This is a genomic window from bacterium (assembly GCA_016703265.1).
GTDB lineage: Bacteria > Krumholzibacteriota > Krumholzibacteriia > LZORAL124-64-63 > LZORAL124-64-63 > CAINDZ01.
Map to the genome: position 1 here is coordinate 217904 of JADJCK010000005.1, position 16132 is coordinate 234035.

The 16132-nt window shown below is 69.8% G+C and carries 9 protein-coding genes; 7 read left to right on the top strand and 2 right to left on the bottom strand.

Annotated elements, in window-relative coordinates:
• Positions 1–42: 42 nt before the first annotated feature.
• Positions 43–2331: a beta-N-acetylhexosaminidase gene (locus IPG61_10645; protein ID MBK6734529.1), complete on the bottom strand. Its 2289-nt coding sequence runs from the start codon at positions 2329–2331 to the stop codon at positions 43–45.
• Between the two features lie 113 nt (positions 2332–2444).
• Between IPG61_10645 and IPG61_10650 the strand changes: the two genes are divergently transcribed.
• The 6 genes from IPG61_10650 to IPG61_10675 all read left to right on the top strand — a co-directional run bounded on the left by IPG61_10650 (position 2445) and on the right by IPG61_10675 (position 11360).
• A complete protein-coding gene (locus tag IPG61_10650) occupies positions 2445–3329 on the top strand; it encodes a DMT family transporter (GenBank protein ID MBK6734530.1) in 885 nt (294 codons plus the stop codon).
• A gap of 241 nt (positions 3330–3570) precedes the next feature.
• Positions 3571–3777, top strand: a complete 207-nt coding sequence (locus IPG61_10655; protein MBK6734531.1) for a hypothetical protein — start codon at positions 3571–3573, stop codon at positions 3775–3777.
• A gap of 101 nt (positions 3778–3878) precedes the next feature.
• Positions 3879–6722, top strand: a complete 2844-nt coding sequence (locus IPG61_10660) for a hypothetical protein (GenBank protein ID MBK6734532.1) — start codon at positions 3879–3881, stop codon at positions 6720–6722.
• A 145-nt stretch (positions 6723–6867) separates the two neighbouring features.
• Positions 6868–9240 (top strand): response regulator, encoded by a 2373-nt coding sequence (locus IPG61_10665; GenBank protein ID MBK6734533.1) that lies wholly within the window; start codon positions 6868–6870, stop codon positions 9238–9240.
• A gap of 106 nt (positions 9241–9346) precedes the next feature.
• Positions 9347–10450, top strand: a complete 1104-nt coding sequence (locus IPG61_10670) for a DUF4097 family beta strand repeat protein (GenBank protein ID MBK6734534.1) — start codon at positions 9347–9349, stop codon at positions 10448–10450.
• A gap of 193 nt (positions 10451–10643) precedes the next feature.
• Complete coding sequence (locus IPG61_10675) at positions 10644–11360, top strand: alpha/beta fold hydrolase (protein ID MBK6734535.1); 717 nt, start codon at positions 10644–10646, stop codon at positions 11358–11360.
• A gap of 170 nt (positions 11361–11530) precedes the next feature.
• Here IPG61_10675 and IPG61_10680 read toward each other — a convergent pair whose 3' ends face one another.
• Complete coding sequence (locus IPG61_10680; protein ID MBK6734536.1) at positions 11531–12430, bottom strand: class I SAM-dependent methyltransferase; 900 nt, start codon at positions 12428–12430, stop codon at positions 11531–11533.
• 166 nt (positions 12431–12596) lie between these two features.
• Here IPG61_10680 and IPG61_10685 point away from each other — a divergent pair, with 166 nt between their 5' ends.
• Positions 12597–15947: a PD40 domain-containing protein gene (locus tag IPG61_10685; protein MBK6734537.1), complete on the top strand. Its 3351-nt coding sequence runs from the start codon at positions 12597–12599 to the stop codon at positions 15945–15947.
• Positions 15948–16132 lie beyond the last annotated feature (185 nt).

Here is a 16132-nt window from a genome sequence, read left to right on the forward strand (position 1 = left end):
GGATCGAAGCGAAGGCCATCCTATCACACGGACTTGTCGCCGTCACGGCTCCGTGGGCCCGCCCTGGTCACGCACCACGATCTGGTCGGCGTACAACCAGCTCGGCTGTCCGGCCTCGGGGTGCCAGTCCGGGCAGGTCAGCCCGCTGACGGCATGCACGCGCACGAAGCGTGCGGTGTCCTTTGGCCAGACCGCGAACGGGACCACGACCTTGTCCTGCACCCGGTCCGGCACCGTGTGCGTGCCGTCGCCGGCGTGACGCCAGGCGATACCGTCGTCGGAGAGATGGAAGTGGACCACCAGCGGCGCGAAGATGCGTGCGTTGGCGTCCTGCAGGAAGCGCACGAGCACCACCTTCACCGGCACCGGTCCGCCAAGGTCGATGGTCGCGTCGAGGTCCGCGCCTGCGCAACTGAACCAGCGGCCGTCATCGCGACGCCAGGTGCCGAGGACGCCATCGGTCAGGCGAGATGCGTCGCCCGGGTCGAAGGTCGGTTTCAACGCGACGGCACGGCCGAGCGCGTGGTGCCGGGCCAGTTCCACCACTTCCGGGGCGCCGCATGGCCGGCCGTCGACCAGCAGCTGCGTGAACACCGTCAGGCTCTGGTCGCCGTAGTCGACCTCGATGCTGTGACCCGCCACGGGGCGCCATTCGATATCGGCTGCAGGCAGGTCCTCGGGCCGCGCGCCGGGCCCGCCCGTCCACAGCGCCCACATCGACTGCACGGTGCAGCTCACCGCGGGTGCCTCGCCGGCCACGGCGGCGGCCAGCGGGCCCTCGAGGTTCCAGCGCAGCACGTGCCGCGAGCGCACGGTGTCCCAGGCCGCGTCGACCCGCAGCGGGCGACTCGAGGCGCCGGGCCTGATGTCGAGCGCGGCGAACAAGGGACCGTGCCGGCGCAGGCGATCCAGGAAGGCGCGCGGATCGCGGACCGCAGGCCGTGACCACAGCGCCTCGGCCATGGCGGGCAGGCGCGGGAACAACTGGCGGTCCAGCTGCTCGTGCGAAACGTACTCGGTCCACAGGTTGGCGGCGCCGCCCAGCACGTGCGCCTGTTCGGCGGGCGTCAGGCCCGGCGGCACGGGGTCGAACGCGAGCACGCGCGCCAGGTCCAGCACGCCGGGGTCGTAGTCGAAATAGCAGTGCGAGGTGGGTGAGACGACGGTGTCGTGACCCGCGCGCGCGGCGGCCAGGGCGCCCTCGACGCCGCGCCACGACTGAACCACCGCACCGGGCAGGGAACCGGCCAGGCCGCCCTCGAGGATCTCGTCCCAGCCGACCAGCCGGCGCCCGCGCAGGGCCAGCCAGTTGCCCATCCGGCGGATGAACCAGCTCTGCAACTGGTGCTCGTCCTGCAGTCCTTCGGCCGCCAGGCGCGCCTGGCAGCGCGGACAGTCGTGCCAGCGGTCGCGGGGCGCCTCGTCGCCGCCCACGTGGATGAACACCGAAGGGAACAGCTCCAGCACATGGGCGAGCACGGTCTCGAGAAAGGCGAACACCTCCTCGCGGCCGGCGCAGTAGATGTCGGGGAAGATGCCCCACTGCGTCTGCACCGCGAAGGGACCGCCCGTGCAGGACAGTTCGGGATAGGCGGCGAGGGCGGCCTGGCAGTGGCCGGGCATCTCGATCTCGGGCACCACGGTGATGCCGCGCGCCTGCGCGTAGGCCACGACTTCGCGCACGTCGCTCGTGGTGTAGAAGCCGCCGTGGCGACCGCCTCCCGCCTGCTCGTCGCGCCAGGCGCCCACCTGCGTCAGCCGCGGCAGGCCCGGCACTTCCAGGCGCCAGCCCTGGTCCTCGGTCAGGTGCCAGTGCAGGACGTTGAAGCGGTAGAGCGCCAGCCGATCGATGACGCCGAGCACGGACTTCACCGGCTGGAAGTGGCGGCCGCTGTCCAGCAGCAGTCCGCGCCAGGCGAAGGCGGGGCCGTCGTCGATGGTCCCGCACGGCCACCCCTCGTGGCCATGGGCGGCGCAGAGCTGGAAGAGCGTGGCAAGTCCTCGCGCGAAGCCGGCGCGATCCGCCGCCCGCAACTCCAGTCCCAGGGGCGCGATCAGGAGTCGGTAGCACTCGGTCGGAAGGTCGGGGTCCGCGGCCAGGCGCAGTCCGGGTGAACGGTCGACATCGCCGTCTTCGAGGGGGGCGGCCGCCTCGAGCCGGCGCCCGAGGGCCGCGACCAGGCTGTCGGCCGCGAAGGCGGCCAGCGAAGGATCGCGCACACCGGTGTCGACCCGGACCCGGGCCAGGTCTTCCGGGCGGAAGTGACCCGACGCCGGCCGCCAGGAGCGTGGGGCGGGGATCAGCGTCTCGATGGCGTGAGGCAGGTGCATGATGCCGGCTGACTCCCCGGTGATCGGGTCCTGGCGGGCCATCCGGGCGGCCGGGGACCATCATGACCGCCCTTGGTCGGCCTGTAAACCCGGGTTATCGTTGTCCCATGACCATGAACCGACGCCGCGCCAACCTCCTGCTGATGACGGCCGCCGCCATCTGGGGCTTCGCCTTCGTGGCCCAGCGCCTGGGCATGCGCCACCTCGAGCCGTTCACCTTCAATGCGTCGCGCTTCCTGCTCGGCACGCTGGTGTTGCTGCCCTTCCTTCCGTTGTCGGGTCGCCGTCCGGCGGGCACGCCCATGACCGGCCGCGGCGAGACGCTGCGGGCCTGCGGCCTGACCGGGCTGGTCCTCTTTACGGCGGCTACGCTGCAGCAGTACGGCATGGTCCACACCACGGCCGGGAAGGCCGGCTTCATCACCTCGTTGTACGTCGTCTTCGTGCCGATCCTGGGCCTGTTCTTCGGGCAGCGCGTCAGCCGCTTCGCCTGGACGGGAGTCGCGCTGGCCGCCGTGGGCCTGTACATGCTCAGCGCAACGGGACCGCTGGAGATTGCCCCGGGCGACGGGCTCGTGCTGCTCTGCGCCCTGTTCTGGACGGTGCACGTGCAGCTGGTCGGCGCCTATGTGCAGCGTGTACCGGCGCTGCGGCTGGCCGTCGGACAGTTCGCGGTGGCGGCGGTGTTGTCGACGGCGGCGGCGCTGGTCTTCGACACCTTCAGCCTGGAGGCGATGCGGTCCGCCACGGTGCCGCTGCTCTACGCCGGCATCTTCTCGATCGGCATCGCCTTCACGCTGCAGGTAGCCGGCCAGAAGTACGCCCGGCCCACCGATGCCGCGATCATCCTCAGCTTCGAATCGGTCTGGGCCGCCGTCGGCGGCGGCCTGCTGCTCGGCGAGGTGCTCGGCGCCCGCGAGCTCGCCGGCTGCATCCTGATCCTCGGCGGCATTATCGTCGCCCAGCGCGGACCGGCGCCCTTGCCCGCGAAGCCCTAGCTGAACACGCCGCCGCCTGCCTCCTGACCGCCCCGTGACCGTTCCCTGGCCGCGTTCTGGCCACTGCCCCGGACCGGCAGCCCGGGCCCCTGTGCCCGAAACGGCCGCCTTCCGGGCGTTTCCGGCCCGCAAACGCGCTTTGGCGGCCGGTACGCTTCCTGCTTGGGACCGCACGGAGCATTCCGGCAACCGGCCAACGGTCGCCCGGCGCGACAGCCGGCAGCCGCCACCGAGGAGGACGATGATGGGATTCGACGTCAACAAGGCCCGCGCCCTGCACTTCACCCGCATGCAGCAGGCGCTCGAGGAGGGGCTCAAGTCCATCGAGTCGGCGCGCTCGCCGAACGAGGCGGACGCCGCCCGCCAGCGCGCGCAGCGCCGCATGGAGGAGTTGAACCGCAAGTGGGCCGAGACCTTCGGTGACGAGGACGGCGCCGGCGAGGCCTGACCGCTCTCACTGCCTGGTAGAACGCGACTCAAACGACGGGCCCGACGACCGCGACCGTGTGCTAAGATTTCCCCGGCCTGCATCCGGAGGAGTTCCAGCCCATGAGCCTGCGCCGCGCCCGTCGTTTTTTCGTTTCCTGCCTCACCGTCCTGGCCGCCGCCGGGTCACTGCCCGCTGCGGGCGTCGCCGCCACTGGCGTGCACACGACCTGGCTGTGGCACATGCACCAGCCCATCTACTGGCCGACGCAGAGCACTTGGACGCCGGGCCGCTACGAGACCGCCTTCGAGACCATCACGCTGAACCACAGCCAGAACGACGAGTTCACGATCTTCAACTCCGACGATCGCGTTGCCGACTACCAGTGGTACCCGAAGGACGCGCTGCAGTCCGTGCTCGACCTGCCCGATGCCGGGGCGCAGGTCTCGTTCGCGGGGTCCCTCATCGAGAACATCTTCAGCCTGGGCAATGCCGGCTGGAACGGCGGCCGCTACGCCCCCAACTGGTACAGCCACACCCGCACGGCGATGGGCTGGAGCACCTCGCAGGGTCAGCGGCGCCTTGACCCCGTGCTGGCCGGCTTCCACCACGCCATCAACCCGCTGCTGGACGACAACGCGTTGCGCATGGAACTGGCCTGTGCGCGCGAGATCTGGAACGACGCGTGGGGCCCCGGCGCCATCTCGACGGGCTTCTTCCCGGCCGAGATGTGCTTCAGCGAGCGCATGATCCCGGCGCTGGTCGACGCGGGCATCACCTGGACCGTGGTGCCCGACCTGCACATCGCGCGTGCCTGCGCGGACTATCCCTACCAGGCCAACCTCGACAACTGCGACCCGCCCAACCGCGCCGACCAGGTGAACCCCGCGCAGGCGAACTGGACGAACCACACCATCTCGCGCGGCGTCACGCTGAAGGTGCCGGTCCCGTACGGGTTCACGCCGCACCGCGCGCAGCACGTGGACCCGAACACGGGCCTGGCGAAAAGCCTGGTCGTCGTGCCGGCAGCCAATGCCATGAGCTGGGAGGAGGGGTACTCGCTGTTCGGCACCGGCGGCATCGACGCCATCGCCGCGCAGAACGACCCCGCGCGTCCCATGCTGGTGCTGTTCGCCCACGACGGCGACAACGCCTGGAGCGGCGGCTACAGCTACTACCACGAGAACGTGAACCAGTTCGCGCACGCGGCCGCCGGCAAGGGCTACCGGCCCTCGACCGTGGCCACCTACCTGGCGCAGCACCCCGTGCCGGCCGGCGACGTGGTGCACGTGGAGGACGGCGGCTGGGTGAACGCCGACGGCGATTTCGGCTCGCCGCAGTTCATCAACTGGAACTGGCCTCCGGTCAACGCTGCCGGCAGTTTCGATATTCCCGGCGGCTGGGCCGAGGACGAGCGCAACTGGGCCGTGCTCACGGCGGCGCAGAACCGCGTCGAGACCGCGGCGGCCATCGTCGGCGCGGTGGACCCGGCGAAGGTCGTCGATCCGCTCAGCGGCGCCAACAGCGCCGAGCGCGCCTGGCACTACCTGCTGGCCGGCTACGAGAGCGGCTACATGTACTACGGCGCCTCGCTGGACATGGAGATCAAGGCGACGCTGGCCTGCAACCAGGCCGTGGCGCTGGCCGACCCGATCGTTGCCGGCGGCGCCGATACGGTGGCGCCCACGGTCTGGCTGCCGCAGCGACTGCCCTGGAACCCGGGCGGGTTCGGCGGCGGCGCACTGTGGGGCTGGCCCTCAGGCGAGGGTGCGGCGATGTCGTCGTCGTTCCACGTCTGGACCTTCGCCCACGACGTCTCGGGCCTGGCGCGCGTGCAGCTGCTCGTGCGCGAGGACACCGACGGCGTGAACGACACCGCCACCGTCGCCAACGAGACCTATGCCGGCGGCGCCGGCGTCGGTGCCTGGACGGCGCTGGATATGACCCGTCGCGTCATGCCGGCGGGCGAACCCTGGGACATGGGCAGCATCGACCTGACCGTGCTGCCGACGCACATCGCCGACCAGTACTGGCTGCAGCTGACCGGCTATAGCGACGTGCTGCTGGACTACACCATCGAGGCCGAGGATACCGAGGGCAACATCAAGCGCACACCCATCCAGCACGTGTATGTGGGCACAGGCGGCAGCACCGGCGGCGGCGACGAGGGCTTCGTGATGGACGGCGTGCTCGACGCCGACGTTCCCGTGCTGGCTTCGGCCGGCGGCGCCACGCTGTGGGGCAAGGCCCGCGACGGCTGGCTGTACCTGGCGACCGATGCGCCGACGGCCCTGGCCGGGCGCGACATCTTCCTGATGGTGAGTGACGGGTCCGGCACCCTGCGCAATGCGCCCTGGGCCAAGGCGGGCCAGGCTGCAGCCTGGCAGTGGTTCCTGGCCCGCGAATCCGGCAACGGCTGGACGGGCTGGTTCAACGCCGGCGAGGCGGTCCAGTCCGGGAACCCGGCGCTGGTGACGGGCTCGGGCGCGGTTCTCGAGGGCGCCGTGGACCTGCGGGCCTTCATGCCCGATGACTGGCCGCTGCCGCCGAGCGTGGACGTGGCCATGGCTGCCTACGCCACGAGCGACGGCGGCGCGCTGCAGGGACAGTTGCCGGCCGGCGACGGCGATGGCCACCTCGAGTCCGTCGAGTTCGTTTCCGTGCCGCTCTACGTGGCCCCGGCGCCCCTGCCGCCCGGGCCGGTGCGCCTGGCGGCCTGGCCGACGCCGTTCAACGCCCAGGTGAAGCTGGTTCTTGAGGGCGCGGACGACGGGCCGGTGGCTGTCGAGATCCACGATGCGCGGGGACGCACGGTGCGGCGCCTGTCCGGCCTGGCGACCGCGGGCCGCGCCGAACTGGTGTGGGACGGCCGCGACGGCAACGGCCGCACGGTGGCCAGCGGCACCTACTTCGCCAGGTCTGGCGGTGCCCGTCCCGCCGCGGCCAGGCTCACACTGGTCAAATGAAAATGAAATACGTATCGATTTGTGGCGTCTTTGTGATATTCTCGCGGTAGAGTGGCGCGCGTTCGGGGTGGCGCATCGCCACAGTCGCTGACGAAGTCCGGGTATTCGCCCGCCCGGAGACGCCGCACCCATGAAAGTTGCGGACGTGAAACGGTGGCGTGCCACCAAGGCCTTGCCGGTCTGGCTGGGTCCCGCCCTCTGGGGCCTGGCCCTTCTCAGCGTCTTCGCCGTGTACCTCGGCCTGGCGCAGAGGTCTGCCCGCCTGACGCTGCAACGCGAAGTCGGGCTCGACGCGCGCATAGTGCGCGAGAGCGCCCGCCTGCACCTGCAGACAAACCTCGATTACCTGGAAATGCTCGCCGCCGAGCGCGCACACGGCGCGCTCGACGCGGTCACGTTCCAGGACCTCGGCGGCCGCTTCGTGGCCGACCATCCCGAACTCATCTGCATCAACTGGGTCGAGGCCGACTTCGTCATCACCGACGTGGCGCCGCGCGAGGGCAACGAGCACATCATCGGCCTGCCCCTGATCCTGCCCGAGCCCCAGCGTGCGTCACGTCTGGCCATGTCCGAGCGCCGGCCGGTGTACACCCGTGCCTTCGACGTCATCCAGGGCATCCGCGCCTTCGAGGTGTGGGTGCCGGTCTTCGACAGCGACACGTTCCTGGGCCTGCTCGGCGGTGTCTATTCCTACGAGGAACTGCTGGGCGTTGCCGTGGGGCAGGGTGTGCGTGCGCGCAACCTGGTGAGTGTGGTCGACGACGCCGGCGTGCCCATCGTCGATCCCGTGGCGACGGGCGTGCTGGACCGGACGCTGGAGCGCGAGATCGAACTGACGCCGTCCGAGAACGGGGCCCGGCTCAAGCTCTCGCCGTATGTTCGCGGCATGTCGGACCACCTCATGCGCGGGCTGGAACTGGCGTGCCTGGCGCTGGTCGTGGGGATGGTCCTGGCGATGTGGCGCCTGCGCCGCGAGGTCGATGCGCACCGCCGCACCGAGAGGGCCCTGGGCGCCAGCGAGGCCAAGGCGCGCGGGATCATCGATCACGTCGGGCTGGGCGTCGCCGTGGTGGACGCGGAAATGGTCGTGCTCGACACCAATCCCCGGGTGCGCGAGTGGTTCCCCATCGTCGATCCCGGCCGGCAACTGCATTGCTTCGAGTGGTTCTGCGAGGAGAAGCGCGACAGCGCCTGCGAAGAATGTCCGGTGTCGCGCACGCTGCGCGACGGGGTCGTGCACGCGGCCACCAGGACGGTCCTGCGCGACGGCGTCACGCGCTCGTACCACCAGGTCTCGTCGCCGGTCCTCGACGAAGAGGGCCGGGTCACCGCTGCCATCGTCATCATCGAGGATGTGACCGAACGCCTGGCTGCGCAGGCGCAGGCCAGCCAGAACCAGAAGATGGAGGCGATCGGCCGGCTGGCCGGCGGCGTGGCGCACGACTTCAACAACATGCTGCAGGTGATCCTCGGCCATGCCGAACTGGCGCTCGACGAATGCGGGCCGGACGATGCCGTGGCCGGGAATATCCGCGAGATCGTCGGCGCCGCCGACCGTTCCGCGGGGCTGGTCGCGCAGCTGCTGGCGTTCGCCCGGCGGCAGGTGACGGCGCCGCGCAACCTGGACCTGAACGCCACCATCGACGGCACCATCTCCATGCTGCAGCGACTGATCGGCGAGAACATCGCGCTGGAGTGGCGGCCGGGCGACGACGTCTGGCCGGTGCGCATGGACCCGGCACAGCTCGACCAGGTGCTGGCCAACCTCTGCGTCAATGCGCGCGATGCCGTCGGCGACACGGGGAACATCGTGATCGAGACGGGCAACGGCGCCTTCGACGAGGCGTGGTGCGCCGCCAACCCCGATTTCAAGCCCGGCGACTATGCGCTGTTGACGGTCAGCGACGACGGCTGCGGCATGGACCGCGAGACGCAGGCGCGCCTGTTCGAGCCGTTCTTCACCACGAAGTCGCTTGGGCGCGGCACCGGGCTGGGCCTGGCCACGGTCTACGGGATCGTTCGCCAGAACGGCGGCTTCATCAAGGTCTACAGCGAGCCGGGCCGGGGCACGACCTTCCGCATCTGCCTGCCCCGCCACGCGGATGAGGCGGCGCTGCCGCCCGCGGAGGAGACGATGGCTGCGGCCGCCACCGGGAACGAGGTGCTGCTGCTGGTCGAGGATGAGCCGCGCCTGCTCAGCATGGCGCAGGCGATGCTGACCAGGCTGGGCTACCGCGTCGTGGCGCAAGGGTCGCCGGAGGCGGCCCTGGCGGCGGCCGCGCAGCTGGAGGGGCCCATCGACCTGCTGGTGACCGACGTGATCATGCCCGGGATGGACGGCCGCGAACTGTCGCGGCGCCTGTGCGAGCGCCGGCCGGACCTGCGGACGCTGTTCATGTCGGGCTATTCGGGGAACATCATCGCCCACCACGGGGTCCTGGAACCGGGCGTCCATTTCCTGCAGAAGCCGTTCACGACCCGCGACCTGGCTGCCGCCGTGCGCGCGGCCCTGGACTAGGTCGACGGAAATTCCCTTGCAACCTCCCGTCGGAGCGGTGCGTCTGTGTCAGGTAGCCCCTCAACGATGGGGCCCCCTATCCGTCCTGCTTCCGCGGAGGAGCGCCATGAATCGCCGCCCACTGTCACCCGTGGCCGTGTGCCTGGTCCTGATCGCGTGCCTGCCCACCCTGCTGGCGGCAACGCCGGCCCGCTCGGCCGAGATCACGCGCGAGTTCACGTTCGCTTCCCGCGATCTCTTCGTCGGCAACCTGATCGGCGCGGTCGAAGTCCGTGCGGGAACCGGCGATGCCTTCCGGGTGACGGTGCACCTGCGTGGCGACGACATGACGGCCGACCTCGTGAAGCTGGAGCAGGAGAACGATGCGCTGCGCATCCGCTTCCCGCTCGATCGCCACGACAAGTACGTGTACCCGGCGCTCGGATCGGGGTCGCGTTCGACCTTCTCGATGCACGAGGAGGAAAGCACCGAGAAATCGTGGCTGCGGCGGACGTTCCGGATGATCTCGGGCCGCAAGGTGACCGTCCGCGGCTCCGGCACCGGACTCGAGGCCTGGGCCGACGTCACGGTCGAGGTGCCCGCGGGCCGCTCGTTCGTGCTGAGGCACGGCGCGGGCGAAGTGACGGCAACGGGCCTGCAGGCCGACCTCGACCTCGATACGCATGTCGGTGCCGTCCGCGTCGATGGCCTGGTCGGCGACCTGCGGGCCGACACGGGCAGCGGCGACGTGACGGTCGCCAACGTTGACGGCGAGCTGGACATCGACACCGGCAGCGGCGAGGTCGAGGTGCGCGACTGCAAGGCCGGCGAGGCGCGCCTGGATACGGGCAGCGGCCATGTCTCGGTGGCGGGCCTCAGTTGCCGCTCGCTGATCATCGACACCGGAAGCGGCGGTGTGGATGCCGTCGGCGTGGGCGCCGACGAGGCCACGGTCGATACCGGCAGCGGCGATGTGGAACTGCGCCTGGACCGCATGGGCAGCGGCCGCTTCCTGGTCGATACCGGCAGCGGCAGCGTCGAGATCGTCCTGCCGGCCGATGCCTCGGCCAGCATCACCGCCGACACCGGCAGCGGCGATATCGAAAGCCGCATCGCCGGTCTGGGCTTCGAGAAGCTGGACGACGGGCGCCGCCGCCTGGTCGTGGGCGGGGGCGAGGCCCGCGTGGACCTCGAAACGGGCAGCGGTTCGGTGAGCGTGACGCGGCACTGACCCGGGCACTGTTGCGAGGCGTGCCTTTACCGTATCTTTACCTGAGGTCCGCGTCCTGCACGCTGGCGGATCGAAATACCGGGTCTCCCGTCTTCGGCGGGGGACCCGGGTTTCCTTTTTCAAGACCGGCCATTTCCGCCGATTGCAGCTATCATGGGAGGGCGGGACCGCCTCCAACCAGAAAGGTCCACGCATGACCGATGGCCAACGCCCTCATCTGCTGCTCCTGCCGGGACTCCTCAACGACAGCCGCCTTTGGCAACGACAGATAGACGATCTCGCGGATCTCGCTGCCATCTCGGTGGGTGACCTGACGGTTGCCGACACCATCACGGCGCTGGCCGCCGCCGTCCTGGCTGCGGTGCCGGCGCCGCGCTTTGCCCTGGCGGGGCTGTCCATGGGCGGCTACGTCGCGCTGGAGATCATGCGCCAGGCCCCGGAACGCGTGCGCGCCCTGGCGCTGCTGGATACCACCGCGCGGCCCGAGACGAGCCGGTCGCGCGAGGCGCGGCAGGCCCTGATGGCCATGGCCGAGACCGATTTCCCTGCCGTCAGCGCCACGCTGTTGCCGAGAATGGTCCATCCGTCGCGGCTGGATGACGTTACGGTCGTCGAGACCATCCACGCCATGGCGGCCACTGTCGGGAAGGCGGCCTTCCTGCGCCAGCAGACGGCGATCATGCATCGCGCCGACAGCCGGCCGTTCCTCCACGAGATCAAGTGTCCGACGCTGGTGCTCTGCGGGCGCCAGGACGTGGTCACGCCCGTCGAGGTCCATCAGGAACTCGTGGACAGCATTGCCGGCTCCAGCTTCACGGTGATCGACCAGTGCGGGCACTTGTCGCCGTTGGGGCAGCCGCAGCAGGTCACCGACGCCCTGAAGGGCTGGCTACTGCGAGTCGCCCACTAACTTGGTTGTGCCGCCGAAATTGTGTCCGGGTACCCGGCAGCGGGTGATCGGTGGGTATGGGGAGTCTTGGCGTCAATAAAAGCAATGAAAGGTCATCCATTCGGGCAGCCCGGGGGGGCGATTCGGGCCAGACACAATTTCGACGGCACAAGCATGGGGGCGCATTCGGGTCAGGCGCGCCGCAGCGCCTCGAGCTGGTACGGCCACGTGCCCGGCGGCAGCGGACGCCCGCGCGCGTCGAAGCTGCCCGCCCGTTCCAGCGCCGAGCGGCCCACCAGGCGCCGCCACTGGGCGTCGTCGTAGCAGCGCAGGTCGTAGGCGTCGTCGAAGTGGTCGGTGCGCCCGGGGCGCGTGACGGTCAGGTGGCTGATGGCGCGCTCCAGACGGGCGCGAGGCGTGCCCGGTTCCGGCGGCAGCCAGTTGATGAGCTGGCTGACGCGGCAGTTGCCGCGGACGGCGGCCCAGAGATCCTCGTCCGGCCACAGCCAGTCGTAGTCGGTCAGGCTGATGCCCACGACGTACAACCCGCCCGGCCGCAGCAGGTCGCGCACCTGCGCGAAGTGGGCGAGCATCGCCTTGTCGGTTTCGAGGTGGCGCAGGGAATTCACCGTGATGAAGGCGAAGTCGACCGAGCCCGGCCGCAGTCCCGAAGCCGTGGCGGCGCCGGCGAAGTCGGCCAGGTCGGCCTGGAACAGGCGCGGGCGGGCGGCCCGGCTGGCCGATGACGAGGTGCGCCCGCCGGCGCCATCCCCGCCGACCTTGGCCAGGCGCGCGGTCGCGTAGGCCAGCATCGCCGGTTCGCGATCGAACCCGGCCACGCGCCGGCCCCGGGCGGCGGCCACGCGCAGGCAGCGGCCGGTGCCGCAGGCCGGTTCGAACCAGAGGCGCCCCGGGGCAGGGGCCGTGCCCGGCGCCAGTGACCGTTCCACCCGCTCGAGGGCATCGATTTCCGCCGCCGTACCCGGCGTGTAGAGGATGTCGTAGAGGGAAGGGTCGGCGTATAGGCCCTGGGCGGCCTCGGCCCCCGATTCCGGCCGCGATCGCTCTGCAATGGTGCGCTTGTCCGCCATGGAGGCCCACACTCCGGTTGCCGTGTCCCGAACGGCCGCCGTCCGGTCCGGCAGCATCGCCGAGACCTTGCCCCACCGTGCCCGCCCGTGCAACATTCTTCCCGGTCCTGCGCATTGATCCTGTTTGCCCGGCCCGTGCCGTATCCCCGTCGCCAGGAGGTTTTCCGTGAAGCGCCTGAGCCTGCTTTCCCTCGCGTTGCTGCTCGTGCTGGGAGCGGTGGCGACCGCCGCCGACCAGCCCGCCGGCCCGACCGGCTACCTGCTCCGATTCGCCGATATCGGCGGGGGCAACATCGTCTTCACCTACGAGGGCGACCTCTGGATCGTGCCGGAGCAGGGCGGCGAGGCGCGCCGCCTGACCTCGCACTCAGGCAGCGAGGTGATGGGCAAGTTCAGCCCCGACGGCGCCCGCATCGCGTTCACGGGCGAGTACGACGGCGGCAACGACATCTACCTGGTCGACGCCGTGGGCGGCGAGCCGCAGCGCCTGACCTGGCATCCGTCGGCGGACACGATGCTGGACTGGTGCCCGGACGGCAGCGGCGTCGTGATCACGAGCGCGCGCGACTACCCGTTCCGCGGGCAGCTCTTCAAGGTGTTCCTGGCCGGCGGCATGGAGATGGCGCTGCCGGTCGACCGGGGCTCGCTGGCTTCCGTTGCGCCCGACCACAGCGGCCTGGCCTACAACCGCATGAGCCAGCAGACCCGCACCTGGAAGCGCTACGAGGGTGGCCAGGCCCAGGACATCTGGGTGAAGGACTTCAAGACCGGCGACATCACGAAGATCACCGACTGGACGGGCAACGACAGCTTCCCCATGTGGGGCCAGGGCGCCATCTATTTCCTGAGCGATCGCGAGGACGGCACGCTCAACCTGTACGCCTACGACACCGCCAGCAAGGGCGTGAAGCGGCTGACGTTCTTCAAGGACTACGACGTGAAGTGGCCGTCGTACGGCGACGGCAAGATCGTCTTCCAGCACGGTGCCGGACTGAAGGTGCTGGACATCGCCGCCGGGAAGGTGCGCGAGGTGCCCATCTCGGTGCGCTCCGATCGCCGCCACGTGCACGAGGAATTCATGGATGACGCGCCGACGATCGGCTCGTTCGGCCTGTCGCCGGGCGGCGAGCGGGCTGTGCTGGAATCGCGCGGCGAGTTGCTGAACCTGCCCGCCGACGAAGGCGATGCGGTCAACCTGACCCGCACCAGCGCCTCGCGCGAGAAGTACGGCGCCTGGAGTCCCGACGGCGCCCAGGTCGCCTTCATCAGCGACCGCACCGGCGAGGAGCAGCTCTACGTGATGCCCGCCCGCGGCGGCGACTGGAAGCAGCTGACCAGCGGCACCTACGGCTTCACGAAGCAGCCCGTCTGGTCGCCGGACAGCAAGCGGATCCTGTTCGCCGACAAGTTCCTGAAGCTGAACCTGGTCGATGTCGCCGCCGGCAAGGCCTCCGTGATCGCGCAGAGCGACTACGACGACGCCTGGGAACGCTGGGGCATCATGGACTACGTGTGGTCGCCGGACAGCCGCTGGGTGGCCTACACCAGCCAGACCGGCAACATGAACGAGGAGATCTGGCTGCACGACACGAAGACCGGCGCCAATACGCGGGTGACGGACAACATGTACAACAGCTGGTCGCCGAGCTTCTCGGGCGACGGCAAGCACCTGTACTTCCTGTCGATGCGGACCTTCAACCCGATCATGTGCCGCATCGACCAGCAGCACATCTTCCTGGACACCGCCAGGCCGTACGTGGCCCTGCTGCAGGCGGGCGGGCGCTCGCCGTTCTACAAGGCGGACGTGGAGGTGCCGGTGAGCGCCGCCGACGCGGGCAAGGCCGACGTGAAGAAGGATGCGAAGAAGGATGCGAAGAAGGACGGCGGCAAGGCCGACAAGGCGGCCGTGGAGATCGACCTGGCCGGGCTGCCGCAGCGCATCCTCGCCTGCCCGGGCGTGGACGCCGGCAACTGGTTCCGCCTCGAGGCCTGTGACGGCGGCTTCCTGATGCTGCGCAAGAACGACCCCGAGTTCCTGAAGTACCAGCACGTCGATGACCGCACCGGAGGGGCGCTCGACCTGGTCAAGTACAGCCTGGAGGACCAGGAGCCCACCGACCTGATCACCGGCATCGCCAACTACCACCAGAGCGCCGACGGCAAGAAGCTCATCTACCGCGCCGGCAATCGGTACGGCATCGTCGATGCCGGCAAGCCCGCCAAGGTGGGCGACGGCAAGCTGGCGACGAACGCCGTCAAGCTGCGCGTGGACCACCTGGCCGAGTTCCGGCAGATGTTCGACGAGGCCTGGCGCATCCAGCGCGACTTCTTCTACGACAAGAACATGCAGGGCACCGACTGGCAGGCCATGCATGACAAGTACGCGCCGTTCGTGGCCGGCTGCGGCTCGCGCACGGACCTCAGCTACCTGATCGGCGAGATGATCGCCGAGCTCAACCTGGGCCACACCTACGTGCAGGGCGGCGACATGGAGCCGGGTCCGGCGCCCATCCGCACGGGCCTGCTGGGCTGCGACTTCACGCGCGACGAGAAGCAGCCGTACTACCGCTTCGCGGACATCGTGCCCGGCGTCTCGTGGGACGAGGCGTACCGCTCGCCGCTGACCGAGCCGGGCGTGAACGTGAACAACGGCGACTGGCTGATCGCCATCGACGGCGTCGAGGTGCAGTACCCGACGAACGTCTTCGCCCACCTGGTCGACAAGGCCGGCGCGTACGTCACCCTGACGGTGAACGACAAGCCGTCGGCGACGGGTGCGCGCACGGTGCGCGTTCAGACGTTGCGCAGCGAGTTCGGCCTGCGCTACCGCGCCTGGGTCGACGCCAACCTGGCCTACGTGACGAAGAAGACCGACGGTCGCATCGGCTACCTGCACGTGCAGAACATGGGCGAGGAGGGCCTGGTCGAGTTCGGCCGCAGCTACTACCCGCAGACGGAGAAGCCGGCCCTGATCTTCGACGAGCGCTACAACGGCGGCGGCTTCACCGGCGACATGATCATCGACCGGCTCGAGCGCGAGCTGTGGTCGATCACCATCCCGCGCGAGGGCAAGGACGGCCGCAACCCCGAACGCGTGTTCCACGGGCCGGTCGTGGTCCTGATCAACGAGGACACCGGCAGCAACGGCGAGTTCTTCGCCGAGGCGATCAAGCGCCGCGGCCTGGCCAAGGTGATCGGCATGCGCACGTGGGGCGGTTCCATCGGCATCGAGCCGCACCAGGACCTGGTCGACGGCGGCGGCACCACGCCCCCGCAGTTCGGCATGTACACGCTGGACGGGCTGTGGCCCATCGAGGGCTGGGGCGTGGAGCCGGACATCGTGGTGATGAACCTGCCCAAGGACGTGGTCGACGGCAAGGACACCCAGCTGGACTACGCCATCGACTACCTGCTGAACGAGCTGAAGGTCAACGGGGCCAAATGGGCCGTGCCGGCGGTGCCCGCCTATCCCGACAAGAGCAAGCCGCGGATGAGCGCCGACCACATCGGCAAGTAGGGCCGCTCCGCAGCCGGACGGCGGTTGATGTCACGAAGCCCCCGCGGACGCAGGTTCGCGGGGGCTGTGCTTTTCGACAGTCCGAACCTCCCCGCAGGGTGCGGTCTTCGGCCTTCGTCCCGGGCGCCGGCGCAATAACCTGTTGTCTTGAAATATGATAGACAATGGCCAGATAGATACAGTTG

Coding starts and splice junctions, on each gene's coding strand:
- IPG61_10645 (MBK6734529.1), bottom strand. CDS start 2,331: ATGCACCTGCCTCACGCCATCGAGACGCTGATCCCCGCCCCACGCTCC.
- IPG61_10650 (MBK6734530.1), top strand. CDS start 2,445: ATGAACCGACGCCGCGCCAACCTCCTGCTGATGACGGCCGCCGCCATC.
- IPG61_10655 (MBK6734531.1), top strand. CDS start 3,571: ATGATGGGATTCGACGTCAACAAGGCCCGCGCCCTGCACTTCACCCGC.
- IPG61_10660 (MBK6734532.1), top strand. CDS start 3,879: ATGAGCCTGCGCCGCGCCCGTCGTTTTTTCGTTTCCTGCCTCACCGTC.
- IPG61_10670 (MBK6734534.1), top strand. CDS start 9,347: ATGAATCGCCGCCCACTGTCACCCGTGGCCGTGTGCCTGGTCCTGATC.
- IPG61_10675 (MBK6734535.1), top strand. CDS start 10,644: ATGACCGATGGCCAACGCCCTCATCTGCTGCTCCTGCCGGGACTCCTC.
- IPG61_10680 (MBK6734536.1), bottom strand. CDS start 12,430: ATGGCGGACAAGCGCACCATTGCAGAGCGATCGCGGCCGGAATCGGGG.